20 protein-coding genes are annotated in these 26,862 nt (G+C 57.4%); 2 read left to right on the top strand and 18 right to left on the bottom strand.

Annotation, left to right across the window (positions count from 1 at the left end; translation table 11 throughout):
• Positions 1-105: 105 nt before the first annotated feature.
• Together N3G78_09095 and N3G78_09090 are read right to left on the bottom strand one after the other, a co-directional pair.
• Positions 106-615: a response regulator gene (locus tag N3G78_09095; protein MCX8118073.1), complete on the bottom strand. Its 510-nt coding sequence runs from the start codon at positions 613-615 to the stop codon at positions 106-108.
• A 35-nt stretch (positions 616-650) separates the two neighbouring features.
• Complete coding sequence (locus N3G78_09090) at positions 651-1,151, bottom strand: response regulator (GenBank protein MCX8118072.1); 501 nt, start codon at positions 1,149-1,151, stop codon at positions 651-653.
• Between the two features lie 184 nt (positions 1,152-1,335).
• Here N3G78_09090 and N3G78_09085 point away from each other — a divergent pair, with 184 nt between their 5' ends.
• Positions 1,336-2,451, top strand: a complete 1,116-nt coding sequence (locus N3G78_09085; GenBank protein ID MCX8118071.1) for a metallophosphoesterase — start codon at positions 1,336-1,338, stop codon at positions 2,449-2,451.
• Between the two features lie 22 nt (positions 2,452-2,473).
• On the top strand, positions 2,474-3,988 hold the full coding sequence (locus tag N3G78_09080; GenBank protein MCX8118070.1) for a hypothetical protein: 1,515 nt from the start codon (positions 2,474-2,476) through the stop codon (positions 3,986-3,988).
• Here the strand turns inward: N3G78_09080 and N3G78_09075 are convergent.
• The 16 genes from N3G78_09075 to N3G78_09000 form a co-directional block, all read right to left on the bottom strand.
• On the bottom strand, positions 3,985-4,446 hold the full coding sequence (locus tag N3G78_09075) for a prepilin-type N-terminal cleavage/methylation domain-containing protein (GenBank protein ID MCX8118069.1): 462 nt from the start codon (positions 4,444-4,446) through the stop codon (positions 3,985-3,987). The genes N3G78_09080 and N3G78_09075 overlap by 4 nt on opposite strands.
• Positions 4,447-4,507: 61 nt before the next feature.
• Positions 4,508-5,350, bottom strand: coding sequence for an acyl-CoA dehydratase activase (locus N3G78_09070; protein MCX8118068.1), 843 nt, complete (start codon positions 5,348-5,350; stop codon positions 4,508-4,510).
• Positions 5,351-5,369: 19 nt separating this feature from the next.
• Positions 5,370-6,773 (bottom strand): 2-hydroxyacyl-CoA dehydratase family protein, encoded by a 1,404-nt coding sequence (locus tag N3G78_09065; GenBank protein MCX8118067.1) that lies wholly within the window; start codon positions 6,771-6,773, stop codon positions 5,370-5,372.
• A gap of 53 nt (positions 6,774-6,826) precedes the next feature.
• On the bottom strand, positions 6,827-7,990 hold the full coding sequence (locus tag N3G78_09060) for a 2-hydroxyacyl-CoA dehydratase family protein (protein ID MCX8118066.1): 1,164 nt from the start codon (positions 7,988-7,990) through the stop codon (positions 6,827-6,829).
• Between the two features lie 89 nt (positions 7,991-8,079).
• Complete coding sequence (locus tag N3G78_09055) at positions 8,080-8,874, bottom strand: acyl-CoA dehydratase activase (GenBank protein ID MCX8118065.1); 795 nt, start codon at positions 8,872-8,874, stop codon at positions 8,080-8,082.
• A 23-nt stretch (positions 8,875-8,897) separates the two neighbouring features.
• Complete coding sequence (locus N3G78_09050) at positions 8,898-10,466, bottom strand: AMP-binding protein (protein MCX8118064.1); 1,569 nt, start codon at positions 10,464-10,466, stop codon at positions 8,898-8,900.
• Positions 10,467-10,618: 152 nt separating this feature from the next.
• Entirely contained in the window at positions 10,619-11,422 is an 804-nt protein-coding gene (locus N3G78_09045) for an ABC transporter ATP-binding protein (GenBank protein MCX8118063.1), read from the bottom strand.
• A 9-nt stretch (positions 11,423-11,431) separates the two neighbouring features.
• A complete protein-coding gene (locus tag N3G78_09040) occupies positions 11,432-12,502 on the bottom strand; it encodes a branched-chain amino acid ABC transporter permease (protein ID MCX8118062.1) in 1,071 nt (356 codons plus the stop codon).
• Between the two features lie 25 nt (positions 12,503-12,527).
• Positions 12,528-13,406, bottom strand: a complete 879-nt coding sequence (locus N3G78_09035; protein MCX8118061.1) for a branched-chain amino acid ABC transporter permease — start codon at positions 13,404-13,406, stop codon at positions 12,528-12,530.
• A gap of 19 nt (positions 13,407-13,425) precedes the next feature.
• The gene (locus tag N3G78_09030; GenBank protein MCX8118060.1) at positions 13,426-15,372 is read right to left on the bottom strand and encodes an AMP-binding protein; all 1,947 of its coding nucleotides are present in this window, start codon (positions 15,370-15,372) and stop codon (positions 13,426-13,428) included.
• 26 nt (positions 15,373-15,398) lie between these two features.
• Positions 15,399-16,226: an ABC transporter ATP-binding protein gene (locus N3G78_09025; GenBank protein MCX8118059.1), complete on the bottom strand. Its 828-nt coding sequence runs from the start codon at positions 16,224-16,226 to the stop codon at positions 15,399-15,401.
• Between the two features lie 39 nt (positions 16,227-16,265).
• Positions 16,266-17,474, bottom strand: coding sequence for an ABC transporter substrate-binding protein (locus N3G78_09020; GenBank protein ID MCX8118058.1), 1,209 nt, complete (start codon positions 17,472-17,474; stop codon positions 16,266-16,268).
• Between the two features lie 450 nt (positions 17,475-17,924).
• Positions 17,925-21,485, bottom strand: a complete 3,561-nt coding sequence (gene smc, locus N3G78_09015; protein MCX8118057.1) for a chromosome segregation protein SMC — start codon at positions 21,483-21,485, stop codon at positions 17,925-17,927.
• Between the two features lie 4 nt (positions 21,486-21,489).
• Positions 21,490-22,890: a glutamate--tRNA ligase gene (gltX, locus tag N3G78_09010; GenBank protein ID MCX8118056.1), complete on the bottom strand. Its 1,401-nt coding sequence runs from the start codon at positions 22,888-22,890 to the stop codon at positions 21,490-21,492.
• Positions 22,891-23,006: 116 nt separating this feature from the next.
• Positions 23,007-25,631 (bottom strand): alanine--tRNA ligase, encoded by a 2,625-nt coding sequence (alaS, locus tag N3G78_09005; protein MCX8118055.1) that lies wholly within the window; start codon positions 25,629-25,631, stop codon positions 23,007-23,009.
• Positions 25,628-26,857, bottom strand: coding sequence for a type IV pilus twitching motility protein PilT (locus tag N3G78_09000; protein ID MCX8118054.1), 1,230 nt, complete (start codon positions 26,855-26,857; stop codon positions 25,628-25,630). Before N3G78_09000 ends, alaS begins: the two co-directional genes overlap by 4 nt.
• Positions 26,858-26,862: the final 5 nt, after the last annotated feature.

The following is a 26,862-nucleotide window of genomic DNA, read 5'->3' as shown; positions in this document are numbered from 1 at the left end:
AAAACAATCCTCAAGGAGGGGAGGTTCAAGGTTTTTCTCAGAGCGACGGTCGTCCAGGAAGAGGTCCCTCAGGATGCTCGGTTCAAGGGGTCGGAAGGAAGGGGCTTATTTTTTGATAAAGGCGATCTTTTCGTCGAACTCCTTCCAGAATTTCTCGTCCACCTTCTTCCAGTGTTCTCCCCAGCGGGCCGTGAAGAATCCGCTCAATTTGTCCAAGAGGCGCTCCCATCCCGGCAGGTATTCATATTTCAAGACATCCTCGAGAAAGGGGACGAGTTCGCCCAGCTTCTCCTTGGGAAGGTAAGCCCGGGCGCCCAACTCGATCGATTTCTTCAGGGCCTCCGTATTGAGGGCATGAGCGGTGAGCATGACCACCGGAAAGCGGCGACTGACGGCAAGTTGGAGGAGGTCGAAGCCCCGGACCCCCATGATGTCCAGGATCACCAGGTCGTAGGTGAGCGACATCATTCGTTCGACGGCCTCCTCATAGGTGGTCGCCTTGTCGACCCGGCACTGGGGGGCCGCTTCTTTGATCTCTTCTTCGAGGACGGCCAGCACATCGGGTTCATCGTCCACGGCCAGGATGAGCTTGTGGTTTAACAGAGACTCCTTCAATGCGGGGCCCTCCTTTCTTCAAGAAGATCAGGGCATCAGCTCCGTTCGGGCTTTCCCCATTCCTGCCATATCAAACCGGTCTTCTTTTCCCAATCCGATTCGAATTTGGAGTCGAAGAACCATTTCAGCTTCTCCATCACCTTCTTCCACCCGGAGAGGTAGTCCAGCCTCAGGACGTCTTCGAGAAGCGGCACCACCTCCCCCAGTTGCTCTTTGGGAAGGTAGGCGCGCGCTTTCATCTCGAAGGACCGTTTCAGGGCCTCTGGACTGAGGGCATGGGCGGTGAGCATCACCACCCGTAGATTTTTGTTCACCGCCAGCTCCAGAAGCTCAAAGCCCCGGACGCCCATGATATCGAGGATGACGAGATCGTAAGGGTTGGATCGGAGCTTCTCCGAGGCCTCCTCAAAGGTCGTGGCCTTCTCGTAGATACAGTTTGGAGCGGCCTCCTTGATCTCCTCTTCGAGGATGTTCAGGACATCCGGTTCGTCATCCACCGCCAGAATCCTCTTTCCTTCCAAGATCGATGTCGCCATGATCGTTCGTTCCTTTCCTTCCTATTCGGGATTCGTATTTACGTATAGATTGAAACCTGCCCTTCTGTCAAGCCAAAAAATCATTTCTCGGCGGGCCCTTCAAATCCCCATCCACGGATGATCCCCGCTCTTTCGGTAGCGATTTGACCCCGAAATCCCTTATAATGGGACCGTGTCTGGTCCTATGCGACTTATCCTCTGGATCGGGATCGCTCAGTCGATCCTTTTTTTGGGTCACGGGTTGCTTTACCGGACCCTGGTCTCCTTTTATGGGGTGGCCGATCCCGTGAAACTTTGGACCCTGAGGGTCTCCCTCGCCCTTCTTTCGATCAGCTTCATCGGTTCGTCTCTGCTGTCCTCTCGTTTTGCCAACCTTTGGGTCAGGGCGCTCTATATTCTCTCCGCCTCCTGGCTCGGCCTCTCCTACCTCCTCTTCCTTGCCTCCGCTTTGGGATGGATCCTTCACGGCCTGAAGCCGCTCTTCCCTTTTCCTTTAAACCGGAAAGCCATGATAACCCTTCTTTTCGGCATCGCCTTGGCAGGAGGCCTCTATGGCTTTATCAATGCTTCGGTGATTCGTATTCAAACGATCGACCTACCGCTGCCACATCTCCCCGCGGTTTGGGAAGGTCGAAAGGCCGTCTGGGTGAGCGACCTCCATCTGGGTCATGTAAGGCATCGCGGGTTTGCCCAACGGCTCACCGAGATCCTTCGACACCCGAACCCGGATATCGTCTTCATCGGAGGGGATCTCTTCGACGGCGCCAAGGCGATGGACCTTTCCCAGACGGTGGCCCCGTTTTTGCGTCTTCGCCCCCCTTTAGGCACCTATTTCATTACGGGAAATCACGAGGAGTTTGGCGACCGCACCCCTTTTCTCGAGGCGGTCCGAAGCGCTGGCATTCGGGTCTTGGACAACGAGAAGATGGAGATCGATGGGCTTCAGATCCTTGGCGTGGGCTACCGGGATTCGAGAAATCAAAAACAGTTTCAAGCGATGCTCCGCAAGATGGAAATCGACCCTAAGAAACCGAGCCTCCTCTTAAAACATGTCCCTTCCGATCTCGAGATTGCAAGGGAGCAAGGGATTTCGGCTCAACTTTCGGGCCACACCCACAGGGGACAGGTTTTTCTCTTCCGGTTCCTCACCTCGTGGATTTACAAGGGATACGATTACGGATTGAAGAGATACGGCGATCTCCTCGTCTACACCTCCAGTGGGGTAGGAACCTGGGGGCCTCCCCTGCGGATCGACTCGGAACCGGAGATCGTCGTCATCCAATTTAAAAGGAGGAACTGAACCCATTCTTTCCACAGGATCGATGGTCTACCTCTTCTTCGCCTTCCTGACCCTATCGACGTTTCTCCTCTACCGGTTGAACTACTCCTTCCGCTTCTTTTCCCATTTCCTGTTGAGCCTGCTGGTCCATGGGGTTTCGGGAGGAAAGATCTACTTCCTGTTGCTCTACGCCTCCGGTCTTTTCCTCCTTCTCTTTTTCCGTAGCATCAGGGGAGGGAGCGTGCCCAAGGAGGCCGGTTGGACAAAAAAGGCCTTCCTGTTCTCCTTGGGGGTGGGCATGGCAGCCTCCCTCGGCTCCTATCTCCATTATCTCCAAACCTTTTCCCTTCCCATGGGAGCTTATCACTACCACTTCAGGGAGATCGACAACTCCGTCAATTTCTTCCCCCATATCCATACTTCAAAGGTCTTCCTCTTCCGGTCGGCAGAACTCCTCGGTTTGGAAGGGACTTTCGGAGGCATGGATGATGGAAGGGCCTTTGTCCAGGCGGTCCCGAAGGCCTACGGCTTTCTGACACTCGCTTCCGTCCTCTCGGCCCTCTTTCTCAGCTTTCATCTCGCACCGGGAATCGTTCTTCGCTGGAAGAGGGAGTATCGAACAGGCATGGCGATTCTTAACACCCTCGCCTTTCACTCCGTCATCAAATCTCTCTCTGACGGCGGGCCTTTGGCCTACGATTTCCTCGTGGCGATCGCCGCCCTCCTCATCCTCTTCCATGCCCAGGGGCCTGATGAGGTCCGGCTCTTCCTGAAAAAGAGATGGAAGGTCTTCTTCTGGGCGGGGCTTGGAATCTTCGCCTTGAAAGGCCTGATCGATCCCTCCCTCGGCCTTGCCACCTACACGTTAAAACATGGCACCGTCCACCTCGCCCTCTACCTTTTTATCTATCTCCTCACCCTGAAGGGATCCTCAGCCGGAAGTCGGGCAAAGGGAGTGCTCATCCTCGGCCTGACCCTTTTTCTTTTCTATATCGTTTATACCCGGCATGCCATTTATCTCCGGCCTTTCCTTATGGATCTTGAGGAGGGCACGACAATCCATTACTTTCATTATAAAGACCGCTCTGTTCCCGAACGTCTCCGGGGGAGCCAGATCGTATTCGATTCCGATTTTTTGAGGATCTACAGGCTTACCCTCGAGAAGAAGGAGCAGGTTCTCGATCTCTACCGTAGCCTCGGAGAGAATCCCTACCGGAACCGGCGGGTCGCCGTCCTCCGACCGAAACCTCGAGAGGCCTACGGGATCCTTGCGGAGATCACCTTCTTAGAATTTCAGAGGAGAGAGACGAGACTTGAAGTCCCGAAGATTGTGGATCTCAAATTGAAGGAGGCCGATTTAGGTCGGAACCGGTTCCAGGGGACGATCGCCTTCGATCCCTCCTATTTCCCTGCCCTGGCCCATGCGGAAGGGGGGAGGATCGACCAGCTCGATGAGAACCATAAGTTTCTGATGTACTATTTCCTCAACCGGTTCTTTTACCACTCCGGGGTGACGGAATTCATCTTCACGCCCGTCGGTTTCTATCGGTTCGATTAGAATCCGGTGAAAACGGCATCGATGGCAGGTTTCTCTCGATCGTAATAGATATCCAGGATGGCCCCGTTCTTAAAGACGAAACGAAGGTGCCTCCCGGATCCGTCCTGGGCATAGTCTTTGATGGAGGAAGGCTGGTCGTTCACGAACCGGGAGGTCATATGCCTCTCCAAGACCAGGGTCTCGTTTCCCGTGAGCCCCATCGCATCTCCCGCCACCTTCACAAAATTGGGGATGGAGATGTTATCTCTGAAGTTCTTAAGCGTTCCCTTCTGTTTCGCCACCCAGTTCGAATAATAGAGGGTCAGGGCCGACCTCATGGAGCCGACCAGTTGCTCGGCCACGGCCTTTTCGGACGATCTCGAAAGGTCGAGGTACCTCGGGATGACAATGGCGCTTAGAATCCCCAGAATGACGATGAGGATGATGATCTCGATCAGGGTGAAACCCCTCTCCTCCATGGTGCGGCTCCTTAGATCCTTCCTTCTCTTGCCATGGCCTTCGTTCCGATGCAACCCCGGATCAAAGGATTTCGACCTCTTTGAAGACCCGCTCTTTGGTTTCGAGGGGCGTCTTGTTTTTTAGGGCCTTATCCACCAACTCCCTTCCCAAGAGCGCGGCGCCGAGGGCACCCGTGAGGAGGGGCTCTTCTGGGACGAGGATCTTTTGGCCCAACAGCTCCGAGAGGACCTTGAGGAGCCCCCTGTTTTTTGCACCGCCCCCTGTGACGATGACCGCCTCCTCCACCTTCAGCCGTTTCACCATCCGGACGATCCGGTCGGCAAGGGAGAGGTGGACGCCGGCGAGCAGATCGGGTAGGGGAACTCCCTCAGCGAGGCTTGCGGCCACCTCCTGCTGGGCATAGATGGTGCAGAGGTTGCTGATCGTCGCCGGATTCTGGCTCTGAAGGGAGAGCTCGCCCACCTGATCCAGCGGAACGCCGAGCGTCTCCGCGATCACCTCGATAAAGCGGCCGCTTCCGGCCGCACACTTATCGTTCATCACGAAATCGACGACCTTTCCCGTGGCATCGACCTTGATCCCCTTCACATCCTGGCCTCCGATATCGATGATCGTCCGGGCCCGGGGAAGGAGATGGACGATGCCCCTGGCGTGGCAGGTGATCTCGGTGAACTGCTTGTCAGCAAAAGGGACGTTGAGCCTTCCGTAACCTGTGGCAACGATGAAGGTGAGGCGGGAGAAGGGAAGGGAGGCCCGCTTCAAGGCCTCTTCCATCACCCGGTGCGCCAGACGGCGCTGTTCCGGACCTGTGGGACCGATGACGGAGGCCAGGATCCCCTTTTCGAGGATCACCGCCTTCGTCATGGTGGAACCGATATCGATGCCCGCGAAGTAGAAGGTCAAGGGTCAAGCTCGCAGAGGATCAGGCCGCTCTGTTGAGGCGGATCGACTCGAGGGTTTCGATGAAGGCGTCGATCTTCTGTCTCGTATCCACCTCGGAATAGGAGGTGATATCGATGATGTCGCTTTCGAGGATCAGGGAGGGAAGCTCCCGGTAGATTTTTTCTCTTTGTCCATCCTTACCCACCACATAGACCGGAATGGGTTTGTAAATTTTGGCCAACTGGTGTAACTGCCAGATGAGGCCCACGTGCCAGGTCCGACAAGAGAAGGCCTCGTGCATGACGACCCCGTCGATCTTGTACTCCTCGATCCGGTGGATCAGCCGTTCGACGTCCGGCTCCGAACCCGGCCGCCTCCTGGCCCGATCGTACCAGAACGTCCAGTATCCGAGCCATCGCCAGGCCAGGTGTTCGATCGGGTCTTTCGTCTCCGGCAGGTCCATCTCCTTGAGAGGGGCCACCATCCGGTAGGTCGTCTCCACGGGAAAGGAGGCCCCTTTGCTGTTGAAATAGTTGAAGTCGCTCAGGGCATACCAGGCGGGCAACCCCCCACCCCACATGAGCCGGTACTTCTCGTTTTCAACCTCGCCCTCTCCTTTGGCAATCTTCTCTTCTAACTCCTTCTTCAGTTCGACGAAGAAGTCGTAGGCCCTCTGGGTCGCCATCATGAAGTTGATGGGCACCATCGTGTTCATCGCATCGCCCGTTCCCATGGGACAGGGGACCGCCTTTCGGAGCGAGTAGGTCTCCTCGATCAGGTCCCAGGTGCGGTCGCTCAAGTCCACCAGCTCTCTCAGACGGTCATAATCCATCTTCTTCTTTGTCTGTTCCTCGAGGAAGGCCACCAGGCCTCGTAACTGTTGGACGATGTAGCGATGGTAATACCCCAGGACCTCCCGGTGGTCGCGATGGGGATGAAAGAGAGGGTAGGGAAGATCGATGTTGTAGATGGGCACATCGGGCATGAATTGCTGAGAGGCTTGGTACCATTTGGAGCGCGGATCGCAGAGGATCTGACCGCTGGAGATCATGAAGTCGGGCCTCGGCATTCCGCCCCAGGGGGCATCCGGAGGCATCTGACCCAACTCCTCCCTCCACTGGTCGAAACCGATCCCGCAAAGGGCATAGGTGCATAAGGATCGGGATAGACCCAACGATTCGGCCCGCTGGAGGAACCGTTCGGCATCCCTTTTGGCGCCGCAGATGCCCGCGAAGTTTTCGGTCCAGATCGGCACCACGTCGAGGGCCCGGAAGATCTCCTCGTGGTGGCAGACGATGAAGGTATAGGCGAGCTTCTGCTTCCCTTCGGCCCGGGCCTGGAGCGCCCCCGTGATGAACTCTTTCACCATGGCGCCGACCGAGGCGGCCGCCCGGGTCGCGGTCATCCTCTTCTTCGGTTTTGTCTCTTTCTGCTCCTCAGCCATTCCGTCGCTCTCCTCTATTTCCCTTGCGGATGGGGGCTTCCTCTTAAATCGCCCTACCCCCCGATCATCTCCAAGAAGGCCTGAATCCTCGTCTTCAATTGTCCCAGGGTCCCGGCGGAATAGATATCTTCGAGGTGGAGAAGGGGGACCTGGATCGATTGATAGTAGGCCTTCCGGGCCGGAACCTCGAAACCGAAGGGGTCGCAGTACTTATAGACATAGAGGATCGCTCCCTGCACACCGAAGGCCTTTGCATAGGCGCCGATATCGCCGAACCGATTCGCAATGTCCCCTTCGAAAGTCCCGGCCTTGTTGGCCCGGTACGTCTTGGGGCAGTTGATCTTGTCCAAATAGCGACGGGCCAGCGCCTTGAGAGGTTCCTGATCGACATCGGTCTTGGGAAGCTGGTCCCTGGCCCCGTTGCAGATCGTGTCGGCCACGACATTGCCCCCCAGCTCTTCCACCAGCTTGATCAGTTCGATGTTGTCCAGACACGCCCCGTCGACCAGAATTCTCGGTCCCTTTTTTAAGGGGGATCTCCCCCTGGTCTTGGCCTCGGCCAGAACCTGGTCAAAGAGTTGGGTCGCTTCTTCGACCGGAAGGCTCGATCCCACCGTGAGGGTCATGGTCAGTTCGGTCCCCGACAGGAGGGGAGGGTCCGATCTTCTCAGGTCATAGAGGGCTCTCACCCGGTCGCGAAGCTCGTTATGGAGCCGGATGGCCTGCTCGAGGTCCTGCCGGGTGATCTCCTTTCCCAGGAACTGTTCGAGGCTCCTTTTATAGGTGAGGAGCTCGGCCTCGAAGAATTCGAAGGAAGACTCCTCGCAGACCGTTGGGGTATTGACAAAGTGGAAATAGGGATAGGGCAGACTGTAGCTCCAGACGCTGTAACTCCTCACCATGCTGTCGCACCCGTGTGGGATCACCATGCCGGAGAGGAAAGAATACTTCTCCTTCACGGAGAGGTCGAAACAGCTCCGGTAATAGGGGCAGACGATCGTCTCAAGGAGGGTGTCGCCTTTCGTGATGGGCTCGTGCGGGTTTCCCCGGACGCGAAAAGGGATGGCACCGGAGGCGGTGATAATCTCCAGGGGGACGAAGGAGCAGATATAACCGATGATCGTCCTTCCGGCCTCTTTCAGTTCTCTGGCTCTCCGTCCGTAATCCTCATAATTCGACTTCACGATAGAAAAGATCGCCGAGGGTGTGTCGCTCATCGAGTCGCTCCTCTCTCAACCGGCCTCCGGGGAACCCTTTTTCCCGATCGCCCGAATTCGATCCCTATGATTTAACTATATCCCATCCCTTAGAGGCTTTCAATCGATGGGCCGAGCCCTTCCCTTGCAAAAAGGGCAGCGCCTAAGGCCGCCACCAGATTGGGGTTGGCCGGGACCAGGATCGCCTCTCCCCAAAGCTCTCGGAAGGCCGCTACGAGACCGATGTCCAGGGCGCCCCCTCCGGTGAGGGCCACATCCTTCTCGATGCCGATCCGTTCGGCGAGGCTCTGGATCTGCGCTGCCAGGGCGCGGTGGAGACCCGCGAGGAGGTCCTCCTTTTTCGTCTCTTGAGAGAGCCGGGAGATGGCCTCCGACTCCGCAAAGACCGCACATCCGGTGTTAAATTCGACCCTCCGGGTCGATTTCAAAGAGAGTTCACCGATCTCCTCCACCTTGACTTGGAGGACCTTGGCCATCACCTGAAGGATCCTTCCGCTGCCTCCCGCGCATTTTCCGCTTAAAACAAAGTTCGTTACCCCCCCCTTCCCATCGGTGTGGAGGACTTTGGTATAGAGGTCTCCGATATCGATCACCGTCCTCACGGAAGGGAGGAGTGAGGAGATGCCCTTGGCCAGGCAGGCGACCTCGGGTCTGACCTCATCGGCATAATAGACCTGTTTGGCCCCGTACCCGGTGGCCACCGTCCTAAGGTTTTGGGTGGCGGCGATTCCTGCACGCTCCAACAAGGCCGTCCTCACCTTTTCCGCGGTCGATCGGAGATGTCCACCGGAGGGGCAATCGAACGAGCTGAGGAGGCCTTCCGGATGGAGGGCCACCCCTTTCGAAACCGCCGATCCGATATCGATCCCGAGGGCAATCCCCATGTTGATTCAGGAGAGACGGTCTCTTATTTGATCCGGAAGGCTTCCTCCGTGCCGATGTACTTCTTTCTCAATTTCGGTTTTTCGATCTTTCCCGTTGGATTCCGGGGGACCTCTCCGAAGAAGACCTTCCGGGGCCGTTTATACTTGGGCAAGGCCTCGCAGAACTTCAGCACCTCTTCTTCGGTCAGGGTCTTCCCGGGGACGACCTCCACGATAACCCCCACGATCTCCCCGAGGCGTTCATCCGGAAACCCAATGGCCGCCACGTCCTTGACCCCGGGCAGGGTGTGAAGGAAATCCTCCACCTCCACGGGAAAGACATTCTCACCGCCACAGATGATCAGGTCTTTCTTTCGATCGACGAGGTAGATGAAATCGTCCTCATCGACCCTTCCCATGTCTCCCGTATAGAGCCAACCCTTCCGGATGGCCTTGGCCGTGGCCTCCGGATTTTTATAATACTCCCTCATCACCCCGTCTCCCCTGACGACCAGCTCTCCCACCTCTCCCTTCCGGACATCGTTGCCTTCCTCGTCCACGATACGGGCCTCCCAGTTAAATCCCGGCAGGCCGATGGCGCCCACCTTGTGTTCGTTCTCGATGCCGAGGTGGACACATCCCGGCCCGGTCGACTCGCTGAGGCCGTAATTGGTGTCATACTGCATCTTGGGGAAGTACTCCTTCCAGTGTTTCACCAGCGAGGGCGGGACGGGCTGGGCGCCGATGTGCATCAGCCTCCAGTGCCTCAGGTCATAGCGGTCGAGTTTGACCTCACCGCTATCGAGCTTTACGAGGATATCCTGGGCCCAGGGGACGAGCAGGAAGATGATGGAGGCCTTCTCTTCGCTCATGGTTTGAAGGATCCATTCGGGTTGAACCCCTTTGAGGATCACCCCTTTTCCGCCCACGATGAAACTCCCGAACCAGTGCATCTTGGCGCCGGTGTGATAGAGGGGTGGGATGAGGACGAAGGTGTCCTTTCGAGTCTGGTAGTGGTGATGATTCTCCGTGATGCAGGCACAGACCATGTTCTTGTGGGTGAGGAGGATCGGTTTCGGCTGTCCCGTCGTTCCAGAGGTAAAGTAGAGGCCGCAGGGATCATCGTAGCCAATAGGGACCTCGGGCGCGGTGGAAGGAACCTTCTCGAGGGCCTGTTCGAAGGAGTCCGCAAAAGAGGGGACGTCTTTGCCGACGAAGATGTAGTCCTTCACCGTGGGAAGTTCGTCCTTGATGGCGGTCACCCGATCGATAAATTCCTCACCGAAGACCAGACCTTTGGGTTCGGCCACCTCGCAGCAATATTTGATATCGCCACTGGTGAAACGAAAATTGAGGGGTACGGCCCAGGCACCGGTCCGGATGATTCCAAAGTAGGCCACGAGCCATTCCAAGGAGTTCATCATGAGGTGGATGACCTTATCCCCCTTCTTGATTCCCTTATTCAACAGGACATTGGCAAAACGGTTGGCCTGTTCATCGAACTGCCTCCAGGTGATCTCCCTTCTGATCCCCTTTTCGGGAACCCGCTCCACCAGGGCGACGTCGTTGGGGTAGAGCCTTGCATTTCGTGCGAGCATCTCTCCGATATGGATGTCCATCATTCCCATAAAGCCCCCTTTCTTAACGCTTCATAATGGAATGGATCGAAGGGTTGTGGTGCAATATTTCACAAATTCAGAACAATTAATTGGCGACAGCCGTCGCCCTTAGCGTTTTCGAGGAGGGGTCTCTCCTCGATCTTTTTTTACAGCCAACGTTTGCGCCGTTTGTAGGCCTTAACGTCCTTGTAGGATTTTAAGGCGCCTGAAGTTGCGGTTCCCAGGTAAAATTCCTTGACATCGGGGTTTTCCCGCAACCGGGCAGCCTCGTCCTCCATCATGATCTTGCCGTTCTCCATCACATAGCCATAGGTGGCAATCTGCAGGGCCATGTTGGCATTCTGCTCCACCAACATGATCGTCGTCCCCTGCTCTTCGTTGATCCTCTTGATGATCTCGAAGATCTCCCGCACCAAGAAGGGAGCCAAACCCAAGGAGGGCTCGTCCAAGAGCAGGAGCTTGGGATGGGCCATGAGGGCCCGGCCCATGACGAGCATCTGCAACTCGCCGCCGCTGCAGTAACCGGCCAGCCGGTTCCTCCGGGCCAGAAGGGGTTGAAAGTAGTGATAGACCATCTCGAGGTCTTTCTTGTAGGGTTTGCCCCACCTCGTAGCGGTCCCCACGCGGAGGTTCTCTTCAACGGTCAACAATTTGAAGGGTTGCCGTCCCTCCATCACCTGGATGATCCCCAACCGGGTGATCTTCTCGGGCGAGAAATTGTGAATGGGATGGCCTTCGTAGATGATCGACCCTTCGGTGACATAACCATTTTCAGGCTTTAACAGACCCGAGATGGCCTTCAAGGTGGTCGTCTTCCCCGCGCCATTGCTGCCCAGAAGGGAGACGATCTGCCTCCTTTTGACGACCAAGGAGACCCCTTTGAGCACCTGGATCACATCGGAGTAGACGACGCTGATGTTGTTAATTTGGAGCAGGATTTGATCTTCCATAATCCCCCCTCAATAAGAAAATGGCCAGAGCCTGAAACTGGACCGGATGATCCGCCACACCTCTGCCAGTCCCCTCGGTTCAAAGATGATGAAGAGCACGATGGCCAGTCCGAAGACGAATTCACGAAGAGGAGCGATCGTCAAGGCGACGCCCGCCAGGGCCGGAAGGTTCATGAAGAATTCCGAAGCATGGCTCAAGCTCTCGTTGAGGGAGGTGATGAAGATCGCCCCGAAGACGCTGCCCGTCAGGCTCCCGAGCCCGCCGATGATGATCATGGCGATGAATTCGACCGACAGCAGTAGGGTATAAGGATCGGGCGTGATGCTGGCCAGATAGTGGGTCCAGAGGGCACCGGCAAAGCCGGCGTAGAAGGAGCTGATGGCAAAGGAGAGGAGCTTGTATTTGAAGATGGGGATGCCCATCCCCTCGGCCGCCCGATCGTTGTCCCGGATGGCGATGAAGGCCCGACCGTACCTCGTCCGCAAGAGGTTCTTAGCGATCCAGAGCATCGCCACAAAGCAGACGAACACGACATAGAAGAAGGCGAGGTCGCTTTTGAGGCTCAGGCCGAAGAGGGTCGCCCTGGGCAGGATGATCCCCATGGAGCCGCCCGTGAGGCTCTCCCAATTCACGAAGAGGAACTGGAGGATGAACTGGCCGGCCAGGGTGGCGATGGTCAGGTAGAGGTGTTTCAGGCGGGCGGAGGGGAGCCCGAAGATCAACCCCACGAGGGCGGTGATGATCCCGGAGGAGATGACCGATAGGTAGAAGGGGAAGCCCAGACGGGTCGTCAGGATGGCAGCGGCATACCCCCCCACCCCGACGAAGGCTCCGTGGCCGAGGGAGATCTGGCCGGTGAAGCCGATGAGGAGGTTGAGGCCGACGGCGGCGATGGCGAAGATCCCGATGTGATTGATCACGTAGAGGAGGTAGGAACTGCTGACCAGCGGGATCAACACAAAGAGGACGAACAGCCCCACCAGCATCCAGATCCTTCCGAAGTCGGTCTCGAAGATGGTGAGCTCCTCCTCGTATCTTTCTTTGTAGTTTCCGCAGGGATGTAATCGTAGCTTCCGCATGCCGCCTCCCTCTTGGCTGTCTCGATCAGACCCGTTCGATCTCCACCAGGCCGAACAGGCCGTAGGGCTTGACCAGCAGGATAAAGACCAGGATGATGTAAGGGACCACCTCTCGGAGGGAGGTGGAGATATATCCTCCTGTGAAGGTTTCTAACACCCCGATGATGAGGCCTCCGATGATGGCTCCGCCGATGCTCTCCAGACCGCCGAGGATGACCACCGGGAAGACCTTCAGGCCGATGATGCTGATGCTGTGGACATTGACGCCGCTGATGATCCCGAGGATGATCCCGCTCATGGCGCAGACCAGGGCCGCGATCGCCCAGGAGAGGGCGAAGACCCGTCTCACATGCACCCCGAGGGAGAGGGCCGCGGTCTGGTTGTCCGCGACCGACCTCATGTAGATCCCCTGGGAGGAGTACTTAAAAAAGAGGCCGAAGAGCGAGAGGAAGAGGATGCTGATGATGAAGGAGGCCACGTAGACCGGAGGGATATCGACCTTGCCCACCTGGATCCCGAGGTAGGCCGGCAGAAACTCTGGATAGGCGAACAGATTGCCCCCAAAGATGAAGAGCATCAGCCCTTTAAACATCGAGGCGAGCCCCACGGTCAACATGATGACCAGGATGAGGGATTCCCCGATCAGGGGCCGCAAGAAGAGACGTTCGATGATAAAACCCATGGCGAAGCTCCCCATCAGGGTGAAGAGGAAGGAGAGGTAGATGGGTAACTTCAACCAGACGGAGAGGACCAAGAAGAAGAAGGCCCCCATGGCCAGAAGGTCTCCATGGGCGAAGTTGAGCACGCTGGAGGACTTGAAAATCATGACGAAACCCAGGGCGGCGATGCCGTAGAGAAAGCCCACGGAGAGTCCCTGGATGAAAAGCTGAACGAAGAATTCCATAATCCCGATCCTCCCTTGTTTACTCCACCGTCAAGATCCTCACCTTGGTGGTGATCGTTCCCACGTGTCCATCCCGATAGCGGACCTTTCCGGTCACCTCCAGCTCTTTCAGGTCGCTATACATAGCTTCGATCAGATTGAGATACTGTTCATAGACAAACTTCCTCCTCACCTTTCCAGTCCGGGTCAGCTCCTCGTCGTCCGCATCGAGAAGCTTATAGAGGAGGATGATCTTCCTCAAGCGCATCGGCCTCGGCAACTGCGTGTTCACATGTCGAACTTCACCGAGGATCAGCTCCTCCACCTCCGGCCGCTGAGAAAGGTCGGTGTAAGTCGTATAGGGGATCATCCGGTCCTCGGCCCAGCTGCCCACGTTTCCGAAGTCGATGTTGATGAACCCGGTGATGTAATCCCGTCCCTCGCCCCAGACCACGGCCTCTTTGATGTAAGGGCTGAATTTCAATCTCGTTTCGATAAAATCCGAGGAGATGGCCTCGCCCGCCTTGGTCCGCATGATCTCCTCTTTGCGGCCGATGATGAGCAGGTGACCATCGTCGTCGATGTAACCCGCATCGCCCGTGTGGAGCCATCCGTCGCGGAGGGCCTTCTTCGTGGCTTCCGGGTCTTGATAATAGCCGACGAAGCAGGAGGGGGTTTTCACCAGCACTTCCTGATCCTCGGCGATCTTGATCTCGGTCCTCGGGAGGGGCTTGCCAACGGACTCCGGTTTCACTTCATGGTCGGGTTGCACCTGGAAGACCCCTCCCCCTTCGGTGAGCCCATAGGCATGTTTCAAGTTGAGCCCCTTTGCCCTGAAGAAGCGGATCACGTCGGGGCTGATCGGGTGTCCGCCGGTGACCGCGGCGCGGATCTGGGCACAGCCGACCCGATCCAAGAGGGGGCGGTAGACGATCCTGGCGAAGAGTTGATGGAGAAGCCTCAGAGACAAGGGCACGGCCTCTTTCTTCGACTCCTTGTCCACCACGGCCCCACCGATCTTCTCGCCCAAATCGAAGAGTTTCCGTTTCACCCAACCCGCATCGGCCATCTTCACCCGGATCTTCGAGGCCAGGTCCTCCCAGAACCGAGAAGAGGTGATGATGATCACCGGGCCGATCTCGCGAAAGTCCTCCGCCTGGGTCTCCAGGGTCTCTGGGAAGTTCATGGTCATGCCGGTGAGGGGTGAAACCCCCATGCCCCACATCTGGTCCACGATCCAGGCCGTCGGGGTGATCGAGATCCAGTTGTCCCCGACGCCAATGGGAGCCGTCTCGATCCATTTCCTTGCAATCTCGGTGAAGCTTCGATGGGAGATCATCGCAAGCTTTGGGATGCCAGTGGTCCCGGAGGTCATGATCATCAAGGCGACCTCGTCGGGCTTGCCCTTGGAGAGCTCCTCTTGAAACAGGTAGGGCTCCTTCCGGTCGACCTCTTCCCCCAGTTTCAGGAGGTCCTTGAAACTCATCAGCCAGGGGTTGCTGGCATAGGTTCTCATGCCGGTCGGATCGATATAGATCACCTTCCGGAGATGGGGGAGTTCCTGTCTCATCTCGAGGAGCTTATCGACCTGTTCCTGGTCCTGGACAATCGCGAAAGCCGCCTGAATTCGATTGAGCATCACGGTCAGCTCTTTGGCGATCGCCGAGGTGAACATGTTGACGGTGATCGCTCCCAGGGCCTGGGCCCCCATCTCGCTGAAGAGCCACTCCGGATGGTTGTTCACGATGAGCCCGATATTCTCGCCCCTTTTGAGCCCCAGCGCATGGAGCCCCAAAGCCACCTGTTTCGTGAAACGGAGGTAATCCTCCCAGGTATAGGCCAGCCAGATGCCAAACATCTTCTCCCGGATGGCGATCTGACGGGAACCCAGGCGTTCGGCCTGCTTGGCCAAGATCTGGGGCAGGGTCAACTGGGCCAGGGAGAGAACCGTCGCTTCGTCAAACCGTCTGTTTTTGTGAAGTTCCATAGGGAAAAACTCCGTAACGGGGGAGGTCAAAACTTTGTGGTGTCCCCTAAATAGGCCTTGATCACCTCGGGGTGGTTCTGGATCTCTTCGGGCGTCCCCTCGGCGATCTTTTCGCCAAAATTTAAGACCATGATCCGCTGGGAGACGCTCATGACGACGGACATGTCGTGTTCCACAAGGATCATCGTCTGTCCCCATGCGGAGTTGAGCTCCAGGAGGAATCGAACCATGTCCTCCTTCTCTTCGAGGGTCATGCCGGCGAAGGGTTCGTCCAAAACGAGCAGCTTGGGTTCCAAGGCAAGGGCCCGGCCCAATTCCACCCTCTTTCGGAGTCCATAGGGAAGGGAACCGACCAACTTCTTCCGGATGGGCTGCATCTCCAAGAAGTCGATCAGTTCCTCCAGGACCTGGCGATGGCGGACCTCCTCTTGCCGGACCGAGCGGGAAAAGAGGGCCGCCTTGCCAAACCCATAACGGCAGTAAAGATGCCGGGCCAGAAGCAAGTTGGAGAGGACGGTCATCCCCGGAAAGAGCTCGATGTTCTGATAGGTCCTCCCGATCCCCTTGCGCGTGATCTCGTGGGGATGGTGGCCCATGATCTTCTCCCCGTTGAAGAGGATCTCTCCGCTTTGGGGGTGATAGTAGCCCGTGATGGAGTTCATCAAGCTGGTCTTCCCTGCTCCATTGGGGCCGATGACGCTGACGAACTCCCCAGTATGGACGGTCAGACTGACATTGTGGAGGGCCATGACGCCCCCGAAGTTCAAGGTGATGTTCTTGACCTCCAGCTCAGCCCGGCGTTCTCCGGGCTGAGCGAAGGCATAGATGGATGGTGTCCCCCGAAATGCTTTCATCGAGATGTCCTTTCCCTCGGTTTGGGCTTTTTTTGAAACCTATTTCGTTTTGAGCGTCTTCAGGACCTTGATCTCTCCCTTGCCCGGGACGAAGAAGTTGGTCATCGGCGTATAGGTCGCATCCTCATGGATCTGGACGATCCTTCCGATAAAGGACCCCTCATGATTCTCCTTCGTATAGGTGATCGGGGGGACGAGGCCTCCGAAATCCTCATTTCGGAAGGTCTCCAAGGCGTTGTTGATCGTCTCGGCATTGATCTTTCCGTAGAGGCCCGAGGCCCGGTGCATGGCCCTCTCCATGATCATGGCGATGACCACCCCTTCCCAGTAAGAGGTGTCAAATTTGTCCACGGTCTTGTACCGGGTCTTGAGATCGTCCATCAACTTCATTCCCCAAACCTTATCCCCGGGAAGCACCCCGCAGAATTGCATGGCCAAGCGGTCTCGAATCACCCCTTTTCCAAGCTTGAAGAAGTCGGGATCGGTGGCGGTCCAGGTCCCGAAGACCGGCACGTTAAACCCGATCCGATCCATCGATTTCAGGGCCCGGATGATGGCCTCCGGGAGAATCTGGACGAAGAGATATTCCGCCCCCTTCTCCTTCAGGCGCATGACCTCCGTGGTGATGTCGACGGTGGGCGGGGGAAACTCCTCGATGCCCACGATGTTGATGCCGTGTTTGGCCGCATACTCTTTGCTCGGGTCATGGATCGCCTTGCCGTAGGCATTGTTGTAGGTCAGCAGTCCAACCTTGGGGGCATCTTTCCCCTTATGGATGGCTTTGATATATTCCAAAACCGCATAGGAGTCCAAGACGTAGCTTCCGAAAGGTAGGTAAATATAATCGATCGGGGGTTTGAGAAGCCCCTGGAAGGTGGAGTAATTGAGGGTGGGAATCTTGTGTTCCTGAACGATGGGCTTGATCATGATGCCCGTCCCGGCATCCCAGGTGGCGATCATGTCCACTTTCTCCTCGCAGAACTTCTTCACCAGTTTGACGCCTTCCGGAGGTTTGTAAGCATGATCGACAATCGTCAGATCGATCTTTCTTCCGGCCACCCCTCCCTTCACTTCATTCACGTACTTCGTATAGTCCGTATGGCCCTTGGCGTGGAATTGTCCCCAAGTGGAGGCAGGCCCGGTCAGGTTGATGACCGCTCCGACCCGGATGGGTTGAGCCCCTCCCGTCCACGGAAGACCGACAAGGATGATTCCGAAGATGACGGCAAAGATCAACGACTTCTTCATGACATTCCCCTCCCTTTGAATGAGTTAAAAGGCGTCTGACATCTCGATCCAAGATCGAACCCTTCTTCAATACTTATGGATCGAACGGATGGGCTTGAAACCCCGAATCACCTCCTTTCCTCGAATTTTTTTCTCTTCTGAATGGCCGGCGATGTTCTATAGGGCGAACCCATTTTACACATCTAAAAATAAAAAGCAAGTAAAAAAATTCACATCACGGCTTTTTCTCAAATCCCCGAAGAAATTTATACCTTTTGGGGTGATCACGAGTGAAAAAAAGGCCGTTATCTGATCCCTCAGATAACGGCCCCCCCTTTTCACCCTAAAGGCCAGTAGTTATAAACCGGTAGAAGTTTCCAAGGGATATGCAGCATCTTGCTCAACCCGGGTAGAGCTTATCCAAAAAAAGGTAAAATGTCAAGGTGTTTCGGAAATCGAAACGGGAAGGATTCAATTGAACCGAACAGAGACCACTTTGGAAACCCCAGGGGTCTCCATCGTGATGCCGTAAAGGGTGTTGGCCACCTCCATCGTCTTCTTGTTGTGGGTGATGAGGATAAACTGGGAGGTCTTGGAAAACTCCTTGACCAGCTCGATGAAACGATTGATATTCGTATCGTCCAAGGGCGCATCGATCTCGTCGAGGAGACAGAAGGGGGTGGGTTTGATCATGAAGAGGCCGAAGAGCAGGGCCGTGGCGACCAGGGCCTTCTCGCCTCCGGAGAGGAGGTCGATGTTCTGGAGCTTTTTGCCGGGGGGCTGGGCGATGATGTCCACCCCCGAGGTGGAGGGGTCCTGCTCGTCCAGCAGGATGAGGCTGGCTTGGCCGCCCTTGAAGAGACGGACGAAGACCTCTTTGAACTTTTCGTTGACGAGGTGGAAGGTTTCGAGAAACCGTTTCGTCGTCGTCCGGTTGATCCGGGCGATGGCCCGTTTCAACGTATCGAGGGCCTGCTGGAGGTCGTTCTGCTGTTCGGTGAGAAAGTCGTGGCGCTGTTTCAACTCCTGATACTCTTCAAGGGCGAGCAGATTCACCTCTCCAAACCCCTCCAGGCCTGCCTTCAAGGTCTCCAGCCGCTTGGTCATCTCCTCCCTTGAAAACCCTCCGGGTTCCATGCCCAAGGGGGAGGCCGAGAGGGTTGCTCCGTAGCGTTCCCGCATCGAATCCTGGAGATGCTGTAGCCTCATCTGAATCTCTGAAACCCGGATCTCTTCCTCGTGAGCCTTCTGTCTCACCTCCTCCAATTCCTGACGGAGGTATCGCGTGGAGCCCTCGGCCTCCTTCCATTGGGCCGTGAGGGCCTCCACAGTCTCTCGGAGCCGAAAAAGCCCCTCCTCCTTGACCCGATGGCTTTCGATCAGCCCCCTCAGCTCTCCCTCTTTCTTCTCAATGGTCTCGGAGAGATGGGCCATGTCTTGGCGCGAGGTCTTGATCTTTCGGACTCGATCGATGAGCTGGTCCCGATGGGTGCGGATCTGTTCCTTCAGGTTGAGGATCCGAGCCTCCATCCCCCTCCGTTTCTCCTCCAGGGAGGCCAAGGCCACCTTCTTCTCCGTGATCCTTCTCCCCAGTTCCTCGGTCCCTTCGTTCACCTCGTCCACCGTCTTCTTCAATCCCTGGAGTTCTTCCTCTTTCACCCTCCTTTCCGCCTCCTCCCGCTTAAGGTGATCGAGGACCGTGGTCATCTCTTCTTCGATCTCTTTCGCCTCGGCCTGGAGCTGCTCTTCTTCGAACCGGAGGAGCTCTGCCCTTTGATGAAACCGAGAGATCTCTTTTCGAAGGCCCTCCAGGTCCCTCTCCTGATGGAGGAGTTCGATCTCCTTCTCTTGAAGCTCCTTCTTCCTCTCTTCCAGACGACGCTCTCGTTCCTGAATCTCCTGGAGGAGTCTCGCCTCCTCCGTGAGGAGGGCTTGGCATTCCTCCTCCGCTTTCGAGATCCGTCCCTCCAACTCCCGAAGCTCCCTCTTCCTCTCGAGCAGGCCGAGCCCTTGGTCCCGGCTTCCTCCCGAGATCACCCCCCACTGTTCGACCACCTCCCCTTCCCGGGTGACGAGGATCTCGAAGTCGCTGCCCTTCTTCATCCAATCGAGGGCTTCCTCCAGACGGTCGACCACTCCCACATCGCCGATCAGGAACTCTGAGAGATCGGAAAACCCCTCCTTCACCTTGACGACTTGTCTCAACGGGATCGGCCCATCTCCTTTCCCCGTCCTATCCTGGCCTCTCTCGGGGGCCTTGGGAGTCCCTCCCGTGAGGATGAAACTCCCTCGACCCAGGCCTTTCTGTTTGAGAAAGGCGATCGCCTCGAGGGCCTCTGTTTCTCCCTCGACCATCAAATATTGCAGGCGTTCTCTCAGGACGGCTTCGAGAGGAATTTCATAAGGAGGATCGGGCTCGAAGAGATCGGCCAGAACCCCGAGGATTCCCTGCCAACGGGCCGGCTCTTCCCTCTTGGCGAGGAGAAGGGCCCTGACGCCCTTTTCGAACCCCTCGTAATTCTCCTGAAGCTCTTTTAAAGAGAGGTAACGGGACCGGTCCTGCCTCAATCGGCCTTCCAACTCAAATCGCTCCGACTGCTTGACCTGATGGCGCTGCCTTAAAAGCTCCAGCTCTTCGGTCCACTTCTCTTTCTCTTCCTGAAGCACGGCCCGAAGGCCGAGAAGGACCTCCCGCTCCCTCTCTGCGGCCGAGAGGCCTGCTTCAAGGCCGGACAACCCTGCCCTCACCTCCTCCCTCTCTTTCTGGTGGGATTGCATCCGTCGTCCCAGCTCCTTCTTTCGCTCCTCGAGATGGGCGCTGCGGTTTCGGAGGGAGGTGATTCGGGTGAGCCGGTCGATCAGTTGCCCTTTTTCGGCCTCCAGCTGATCGGAGACCTCCTGATAGGTGGAGCGGAAGTCGTTGTAGAGGGCCTCCCACTCTGTTACGACCTCGCCAATCTCCAGGCACTCCTTTTCCATCTCCTGCCGGGCTTGCTCCGCCCTTCTCCGTTCCCGGCGAGTCTCCCTCCAGGCTTGAAGCCCCTTTCGGATCTCCTCTCCCAGGATGACTTCCTGCCTCTGGAGGGCCTCCTTTTCCCTCCGGAAGAGGGCGACCTCACTTTCAAGCTTCTGGATCGTCTGGGTCAGTTCGTAGAGTTCTTGCTGGAGCCTTCGAAGCCTTTCCTCTTCTTCGAGATGCCTCAGTTTCATCTCCTCGATCCCGGCTTCCCTCTCGGCCAACTGACCCCCCACGATGGCCTCCCTCTCCCTCAGGGCTTTCAGATACCCCCTGGAGGCCTCTGCCTTTTCGGAGAGTTCGGTGAAATCCTGGAGGGCGAGACGGAGCTCGATCTCCCGGATCTCCTTGCGCATCGCCTTGTACTCCTCGGCCCGCTTCACCTGGCGCTCCAGCGTGGCGATCTGGCGTTTCACTTCGGAGACGATGTCCTGGATCCGGAGAAGGTTCTGCTGGGTCGCCTCCATCTTCAAAAGGGCCAGCCGTTTTCGCTCTTTATACTTGGCGATCCCGCCGGCCTCCTCGATCAGGAAGCGGCGCTCCTGGGGATTGGCATGGATGAGATATTCGACCCGGCCCTGCTCCACGATCGAGTAGCCATTCACCCCGATGCCGGTGTCGAGGAAGAGGTCGATGATGTCCCTGAGGCGGCAGGGCGTCCGGTTGATCAAGAATTCACTCTCCCCAGAACGGTAGAGCCTGCGGGTGATGGTGATCTCGCTGAACTCCTGGTATTCCGGCGGCGCGGAGCCGTCCTCATTGGAGAAGGTCAGGGTCACCTCGGCCATGCCCATGGGTTTTCGGCCGTCGGCCCCGTTGAAGATGACATCCTCCATCAACTTTCCTCTCAAGTGTTTGGCGCTTCGCTCGCCTATGGCCCAGAGGATCGCATCGACGATGTTCGACTTCCCGCACCCGTTTGGACCGACGATCGTGGTGATCCCCTCCGGAAAGGTGAGGTGAAGGCGGTCCACAAATGATTTAAATCCAATGATCTCCAGCGACTTCAGCTTCATCGGATCATCCTTCGATCCACTCCCTTGCCCTTCGGAGCCGGTGAATCACCTTCTCCTTCCCTAAGATCTCCATCACCTCGTCGAGGGGAGGGCTGGCGGTCTTTCCGGTCAGGGCCACCCGAAGGGGCTGGGCGATCTTGACCAGGGGTTCGGCTCGCTTTTCGGAGAGGCCTTGGATCAGGAAGTGGGCGCTCTCTTTGGTAAGCCGCGTCTCCCGAGAAAGGGCGTCGATGGCCTCTTGAAAGAGGGTCAAGGAATCTCTGGTCAAGAATTTTTGGGAGGCGGCTTCGTCATAACGGACCGCATCGCAAAGGTAAAATTCCGATTGTTCGGCCATCTCCCTGAGGGTTTTCGATCTCTCCCGGAGCGAGAGGAGGGCCTTTTTGAGATAATCTCGATCGGGGATCCGGTATCCCCTCTCTTCGATAAAGGGAAGGGCCTTTTCAACCAGGTCGTCGGGGTCTATCCTCTTGAGATATTGAGAGTTGAGCCAGTCGAGCTTCCCCGGATTGATGGCCGCGGCCGACCGGCCGACCGCTTCCAGGGAGAACTTCTCGATCAACTCCTTTAGGGTGAATTCCTCCTGGTCGCCATGGGACCACCCCAAACGGACAAGGTAGTTCACCACCGCCTGGGGGAGATAGCCCATCTTCCGGTACTCCAGAACCGACTGGGCCCCATGTCGTTTTGAGAGTTTCTTCTTGTCCGGACCGAGGATCATCGGGACGTGACCGAATTTGGGGAGGGGGTATCCCAAGGCCTTGTAGATCTGGATCTGCCTGGGCGTATTGTTGAGATGGTCGGTCCCACGGATCACGTGGGTGATCCCCATCGTGGCATCGTCTACGACCACCGAGAAGTTGTAGGTGGGGGAGCCGTCACTCCGGAGGATGATGAGGTCGTCCAGTTCGCTGTTGTCGAACTCGACCCGGCCCTGGATGAGGTCCTCCACCACGGTCTTGCCCTCGTCCGGGGAGAGGAACCGAATGGCAAAAGGACGATCCGGACCGGGGCCCTTTCGGTGGAGACAGGTCCGGTCATATTTAGGCTTAAGCCCCGTCTTCAGCGCCGCCTCCCGTTTCGCCTCTAACTCCTCGGGGAGGCAGTAGCACCGGTAGGCCCCTCCCTTCGCCACCAACTGCTCGGCCATCTGCCGGTACAGGGAAATCCTCTCGGTCTGAAAGTAAGGGCCCTCGTCCCAATCGAGGCCCAGCCAGGTCAGGGCATCGAGGATGACCTGGACCGAGGACTGGGTTGAGCGTGCTATGTCGGTGTCCTCGATCCGAAGGATGAAGCTCCCTCGATGGTGGCGTGCGAAGAGCCAGTTGAAGAGGGCCGTTCGGGCCCCCCCGATGTGGAGGTCCCCTGTGGGGCTGGGGGCAAAACGCGTTCGGATCGTGGTCATCTCCATCTCTTCACCGATTTGATGGCTCCCTCTCTTCCGCCTTCCCCCTCGGCATAAAAAATCCCCTCTCCTTCGTCACCGGAAAGAGGAAATCTTAGCCTGATCGGGTTTGAGGATCAGAGGAGATCGTCGATCGATCGCAGGGCTTGATCCAGTTTTTGAGGTTCGCTGCCCCCGGCCTGAGCGAAATCGGGGCGTCCTCCGCCCGTCCCTCCCACATGGTGGGCGACCTTCTTGATCAAATCGTTGGCCTTGAACCGAGAGGTGAGGTCATCGGTGATGCCCATCAAGAGGGAGGCCTTGCCCTCGTTGGCGCTTCCGAGGAGGATGAGGCCGGAGCCGATCTTCCCTTTCAGCTGATCCACATACTCCCTCAGACGTTTCGGGTCTTTCCCGTCGAGGCGGACGGAAAGCACCTTGATCCCCTTGACCTCTCGGGCGAGGGCGATCAGGTTCGAGATCTCCTGGTTGGCCCACTTCGCCTGAAGGGACTCCAGCTCCCTCTCCAGCTCTCGCTGTCTCTGAATCAGCCTCTCCAGTTTCGATCCCACCTCGCCCAGGGGGGATTTGAGGACCTCGGCGATCTCCTCCAATTGGCGTTCTTTCTCGAGAAGATATTGATAGGCGCCCTCGCCCGTCAGGGCCTCGATCCTTCGGACGCCTGCGGCCACGCCGCTTTCGTGGACGATTTTGAAGATCCCGATATCCCCGGTCCGGGAGGTGTGGGTTCCTCCGCAGAGCTCGATGCTGAAATCGGAGACCCTGACCACCCTCACCTTCTCCCCGTATTTCTCCCCGAAGAGGGCCATGGCGCCGATCTGAAGCGCTTCCTCGAGGTCCATGATCTTCGTCACCACCTCGATATTTTGCCGGATCTTCTCGTTGACCATCCTCTCAATCCGCTCCAGATCCCTTGGACCGATGGGGGCGAAATGGGTAAAGTCGAACCTCAATCGGTCGGGCGCCACGAGGGAGCCGGCCTGGTGGACGTGGCCTCCGAGGACCTCGCGCAACACCGCCTGAAGCAGGTGGGTAGCGGTGTGATTGAGGGCGATGGCCCTCCGGCGATCCACGTCGATTTTGAAGATAGCCTCTTCTGCGGGTCTGACGACCCCCCTCTTGACCCGACCTCGATGGACGATCAGGTCTTCCAGGGGCCTGACCGTATCGACGACCTCGAGCGAGAAGGACTCCTGAAAGATGACGCCCCGGTCTCCCACCTGTCCTCCGGTCTCTCCGTAAAAGGGCGTCCTCTCGGCGATGATCTCGATCTCCTCTCCCTCCCGGGCTTCCCGGACCGCCTCCTCTCCTCGCACCAGGTGGAGAATCCTCGAGGTGGACTGGGTCTCCTCATATCCGGTGAAGAGGGTTTTTAGACCCTCCTGGACGAGGCGACGGTAGATCTCCTTGGTTTTCCCCTCTCCGATCCCCTGCCAGGTCGTTTTGCTCCTTCTCCGCTGCTCCTCCATCTGCCGCCTGAACCCCTCTTCGTCCAGGCCCAACCCCTCCTCCTGAAGGATCTCATGGGTCAGATCGAGAGGGAAACCGAAGGTATCATAGAGTCGGAAGGCCACCTCCCCCGGAAGGAGGTGGAGGTCCTCCTCTTTCATCCGCTCCAGTTCCTCTCTCAAGATTTTCAGACCGGCCTCGAGGGTCTCTGAAAAGCGCTCCTCTTCGTTGCGGATGACCTCGGAGATGATGGTCTCCGTCTCCCTCAATTCGGGATAAGCCTCTTTCATCCGATCGATCACCTTGAGGGAGGTCTGAAAGAGGAAGGGACGGTCGATCCCGAGCATCTTTCCATGCCTCATCGCCCGCCTCATGATCCGGCGGAGGACATAGCCCCTGCCTTCATTGGAGGGCAAGACGCCGTCGTTGATCAGGAAGGTGGCGGCCCGGCTGTGATCCGCGATCACCCGGATGGAGATGTCGGCCTTGGGTTCGCCTCCGTAAGAGCGTTGGGCGATCGACTCGATCTCCCGGATGATCGGGACGAAAAGGTCGGTCTCGAAGTTGCTCCTCACCCCCTGGAGGATGGCCGAGATCCGTTCCAGGCCCATGCCCGTATCGATGCACGGTTTGGCCAGAGGCGTCAGCCGGCCCTGTCCGTCTCGGTTGAACTGCATGAAGACGAGATTCCAGAGCTCGAGGAAACGGTCGCAGTCGCAACCCACCGCGCAGCCCGGGCGACCACAGCCCATGGCCTCTCCCTGGTCGATCACGATCTCCGAACAGGGGCCGCAGGGGCCGGTCTCTCCCATGGCCCAGAAGTTATCCTTCTCTCCGAGCCGTACGATTCGGTCCGCGGGGATCCCGATCTTCCGCCACAATTCGAAGGCCTCGTCGTCATCGAGGTAGATGGTGATCCACATCTTCTCCGCGGGCAGCCCCCATTGATGGATGAGGAGGTCCCAGGCCATTTCGATGGCGCCCTCTTTAAAATAATCACCGAAGGAGAAATTCCCGAGCATCTCGAAGAAGGTGTGGTGGCGGGCGGTCTTCCCCACGTTTTCGAGGTCGTTATGCTTGCCCCCGGCGCGGACACACTTCTGAGAGGTGGCCGCCCGAAGGTAGTCGCGGGTCTCCTCGCCCAAGAAGACCCCTTTGAATTGAACCATCCCGGCGTTGGTGAACAGCAAGGAGGGATCGTTCTTCGGAACGAGGGAGGAGCTCGGGAGGACCCGGTGTCCCTTTTGTTCGAAATAGGCGAGAAAGGCCTTTCGAATCTGATCCGAGGTCATCGCTTTAACCCCATCCCTCCCATCTTCGGTCCCATTTTGGCCCCCATCCGCGGTTCTACATTGGGTTCGACAGGGGGTTGGGCGGCTTTGGCTTTTCTCTCCGCCTCCTTCTCCCTCTCCAAGGCCTCGAAATCGTCCCAGGAGGTGTCGCTGGTGGCGAGGATGCCCTTCACCCTCAGGGCGAAGTCGTCGGGGTTGGTGCAGTGTTTGAGGGCCTCCTCATAGGTGATGAGGTTCTGCTTCAACAGATACATCAGGGACTGGTCGAAGGTCTGCATCCCGTAGGTGGTCTGACCTTTGGCGATGGCATCGTTCAGTTCGTTCGTCTTGTCCCTTTCGATGATGCACTCCCTCACCCTAGCCGTGGAGACCAGGATTTCGACGGCGGGCACCCGTCCCATCCCGTCGGCCCTGGGCACCAGCCTTTGGGAGATGACCCCTTTGAGCACAGCGGCCAGCTGGAGCCTCACCTGTTTCTGATGGTAGGGAGGAAAGACGGAGATGATCCGGGTGATCGTCTCGGTCGCGTTCAGGGTATGAAGGGTGGACATGACGAGGTGTCCGGTCTCGGCAGCGGTCAAGGCCGTCTCGATCGTTTCGAAGTCCCGCATCTCCCCGACGAGGATCACATCCGGATCCTGACGGAGGGCGACCCGGAGGGCGCTGGAGAAGGTGCTCGTATCCGAACCGACCTCCCTCTGGTCGACGATCGATTTCTTGTCTTCGTGGATGAATTCGATGGGGTCCTCGATGGTGATGATGTGGCAGTTCCGGTTCCGGTTGATGATGTCGATCATCGAGGCCAGGGTCGTCGATTTCCCGCTTCCGGTCGTGCCCGTGACCAGGATGAGGCCTCTCTGTTCCAGGGCGATATCGGCGATGACGGGCGGGAGGTGGAGCTCTTCGAGGGTCTTGATCTGATAGGGAACGATCCGGAGGGCGATCGACAATTTTCCCCTCTGCTGATAGACATTGACCCGGAATCGACCCAGCCCATAGACCTCGTAGCCCATGTCCACTTCCCGATTTTTGATGAAACGCTCCTTTTGCCAGTCGTTCATCAAACCAAAGGCCATCCTCGAAAGGTCGTTGTGATCGAAGGGCTTCACCTTGGTGAAGGGCCGGAGGACGCCGTTGATCCTGAAGATCGGGGGCGCTCCCTCTTTGATATGGACATCGGATGCTTCCCGTTCCAGGGCTTCGACTAAGATCTGGTTGATATCCATCGGAA

This window comes from Thermodesulfobacteriota bacterium, assembly GCA_026415035.1.
GTDB lineage: Bacteria > Desulfobacterota > BSN033 > BSN033 > UBA1163 > RBG-16-49-23.
The sequence above is the reverse complement of the archived record's forward strand: the minus strand, read 5'-3'. Positions and strand labels throughout refer to the sequence as shown.

What these genes read in the sequence shown, in the direction of transcription:
- N3G78_09090 (MCX8118072.1), bottom strand. Translation starts at nt 1,151, where the DNA reads ATGGCGACATCGATCTTGGAAGGAAAGAGGATTCTGGCGGTGGATGAC.
- N3G78_09085 (MCX8118071.1), top strand. Translation starts at nt 1,336, where the DNA reads ATGCGACTTATCCTCTGGATCGGGATCGCTCAGTCGATCCTTTTTTTG.
- N3G78_09080 (MCX8118070.1), top strand. Translation starts at nt 2,474, where the DNA reads ATGGTCTACCTCTTCTTCGCCTTCCTGACCCTATCGACGTTTCTCCTC.
- N3G78_09075 (MCX8118069.1), bottom strand. Translation starts at nt 4,446, where the DNA reads ATGGAGGAGAGGGGTTTCACCCTGATCGAGATCATCATCCTCATCGTC.
- N3G78_09065 (MCX8118067.1), bottom strand. Translation starts at nt 6,773, where the DNA reads ATGGCTGAGGAGCAGAAAGAGACAAAACCGAAGAAGAGGATGACCGCG.
- N3G78_09060 (MCX8118066.1), bottom strand. Translation starts at nt 7,990, where the DNA reads ATGAGCGACACACCCTCGGCGATCTTTTCTATCGTGAAGTCGAATTAT.
- N3G78_09055 (MCX8118065.1), bottom strand. Translation starts at nt 8,874, where the DNA reads ATGGGGATTGCCCTCGGGATCGATATCGGATCGGCGGTTTCGAAAGGG.
- N3G78_09045 (MCX8118063.1), bottom strand. Translation starts at nt 11,422, where the DNA reads ATGGAAGATCAAATCCTGCTCCAAATTAACAACATCAGCGTCGTCTAC.
- N3G78_09040 (MCX8118062.1), bottom strand. Translation starts at nt 12,502, where the DNA reads ATGCGGAAGCTACGATTACATCCCTGCGGAAACTACAAAGAAAGATAC.
- N3G78_09035 (MCX8118061.1), bottom strand. Translation starts at nt 13,406, where the DNA reads ATGGAATTCTTCGTTCAGCTTTTCATCCAGGGACTCTCCGTGGGCTTT.
- N3G78_09030 (MCX8118060.1), bottom strand. Translation starts at nt 15,372, where the DNA reads ATGGAACTTCACAAAAACAGACGGTTTGACGAAGCGACGGTTCTCTCC.
- N3G78_09025 (MCX8118059.1), bottom strand. Translation starts at nt 16,226, where the DNA reads ATGAAAGCATTTCGGGGGACACCATCCATCTATGCCTTCGCTCAGCCC.
- N3G78_09020 (MCX8118058.1), bottom strand. Translation starts at nt 17,474, where the DNA reads ATGAAGAAGTCGTTGATCTTTGCCGTCATCTTCGGAATCATCCTTGTC.
- smc (MCX8118057.1), bottom strand. Translation starts at nt 21,485, where the DNA reads ATGAAGCTGAAGTCGCTGGAGATCATTGGATTTAAATCATTTGTGGAC.
- gltX (MCX8118056.1), bottom strand. Translation starts at nt 22,890, where the DNA reads ATGACCACGATCCGAACGCGTTTTGCCCCCAGCCCCACAGGGGACCTC.
- alaS (MCX8118055.1), bottom strand. Translation starts at nt 25,631, where the DNA reads ATGACCTCGGATCAGATTCGAAAGGCCTTTCTCGCCTATTTCGAACAA.
- N3G78_09000 (MCX8118054.1), bottom strand. Translation starts at nt 26,857, where the DNA reads ATGGATATCAACCAGATCTTAGTCGAAGCCCTGGAACGGGAAGCATCC.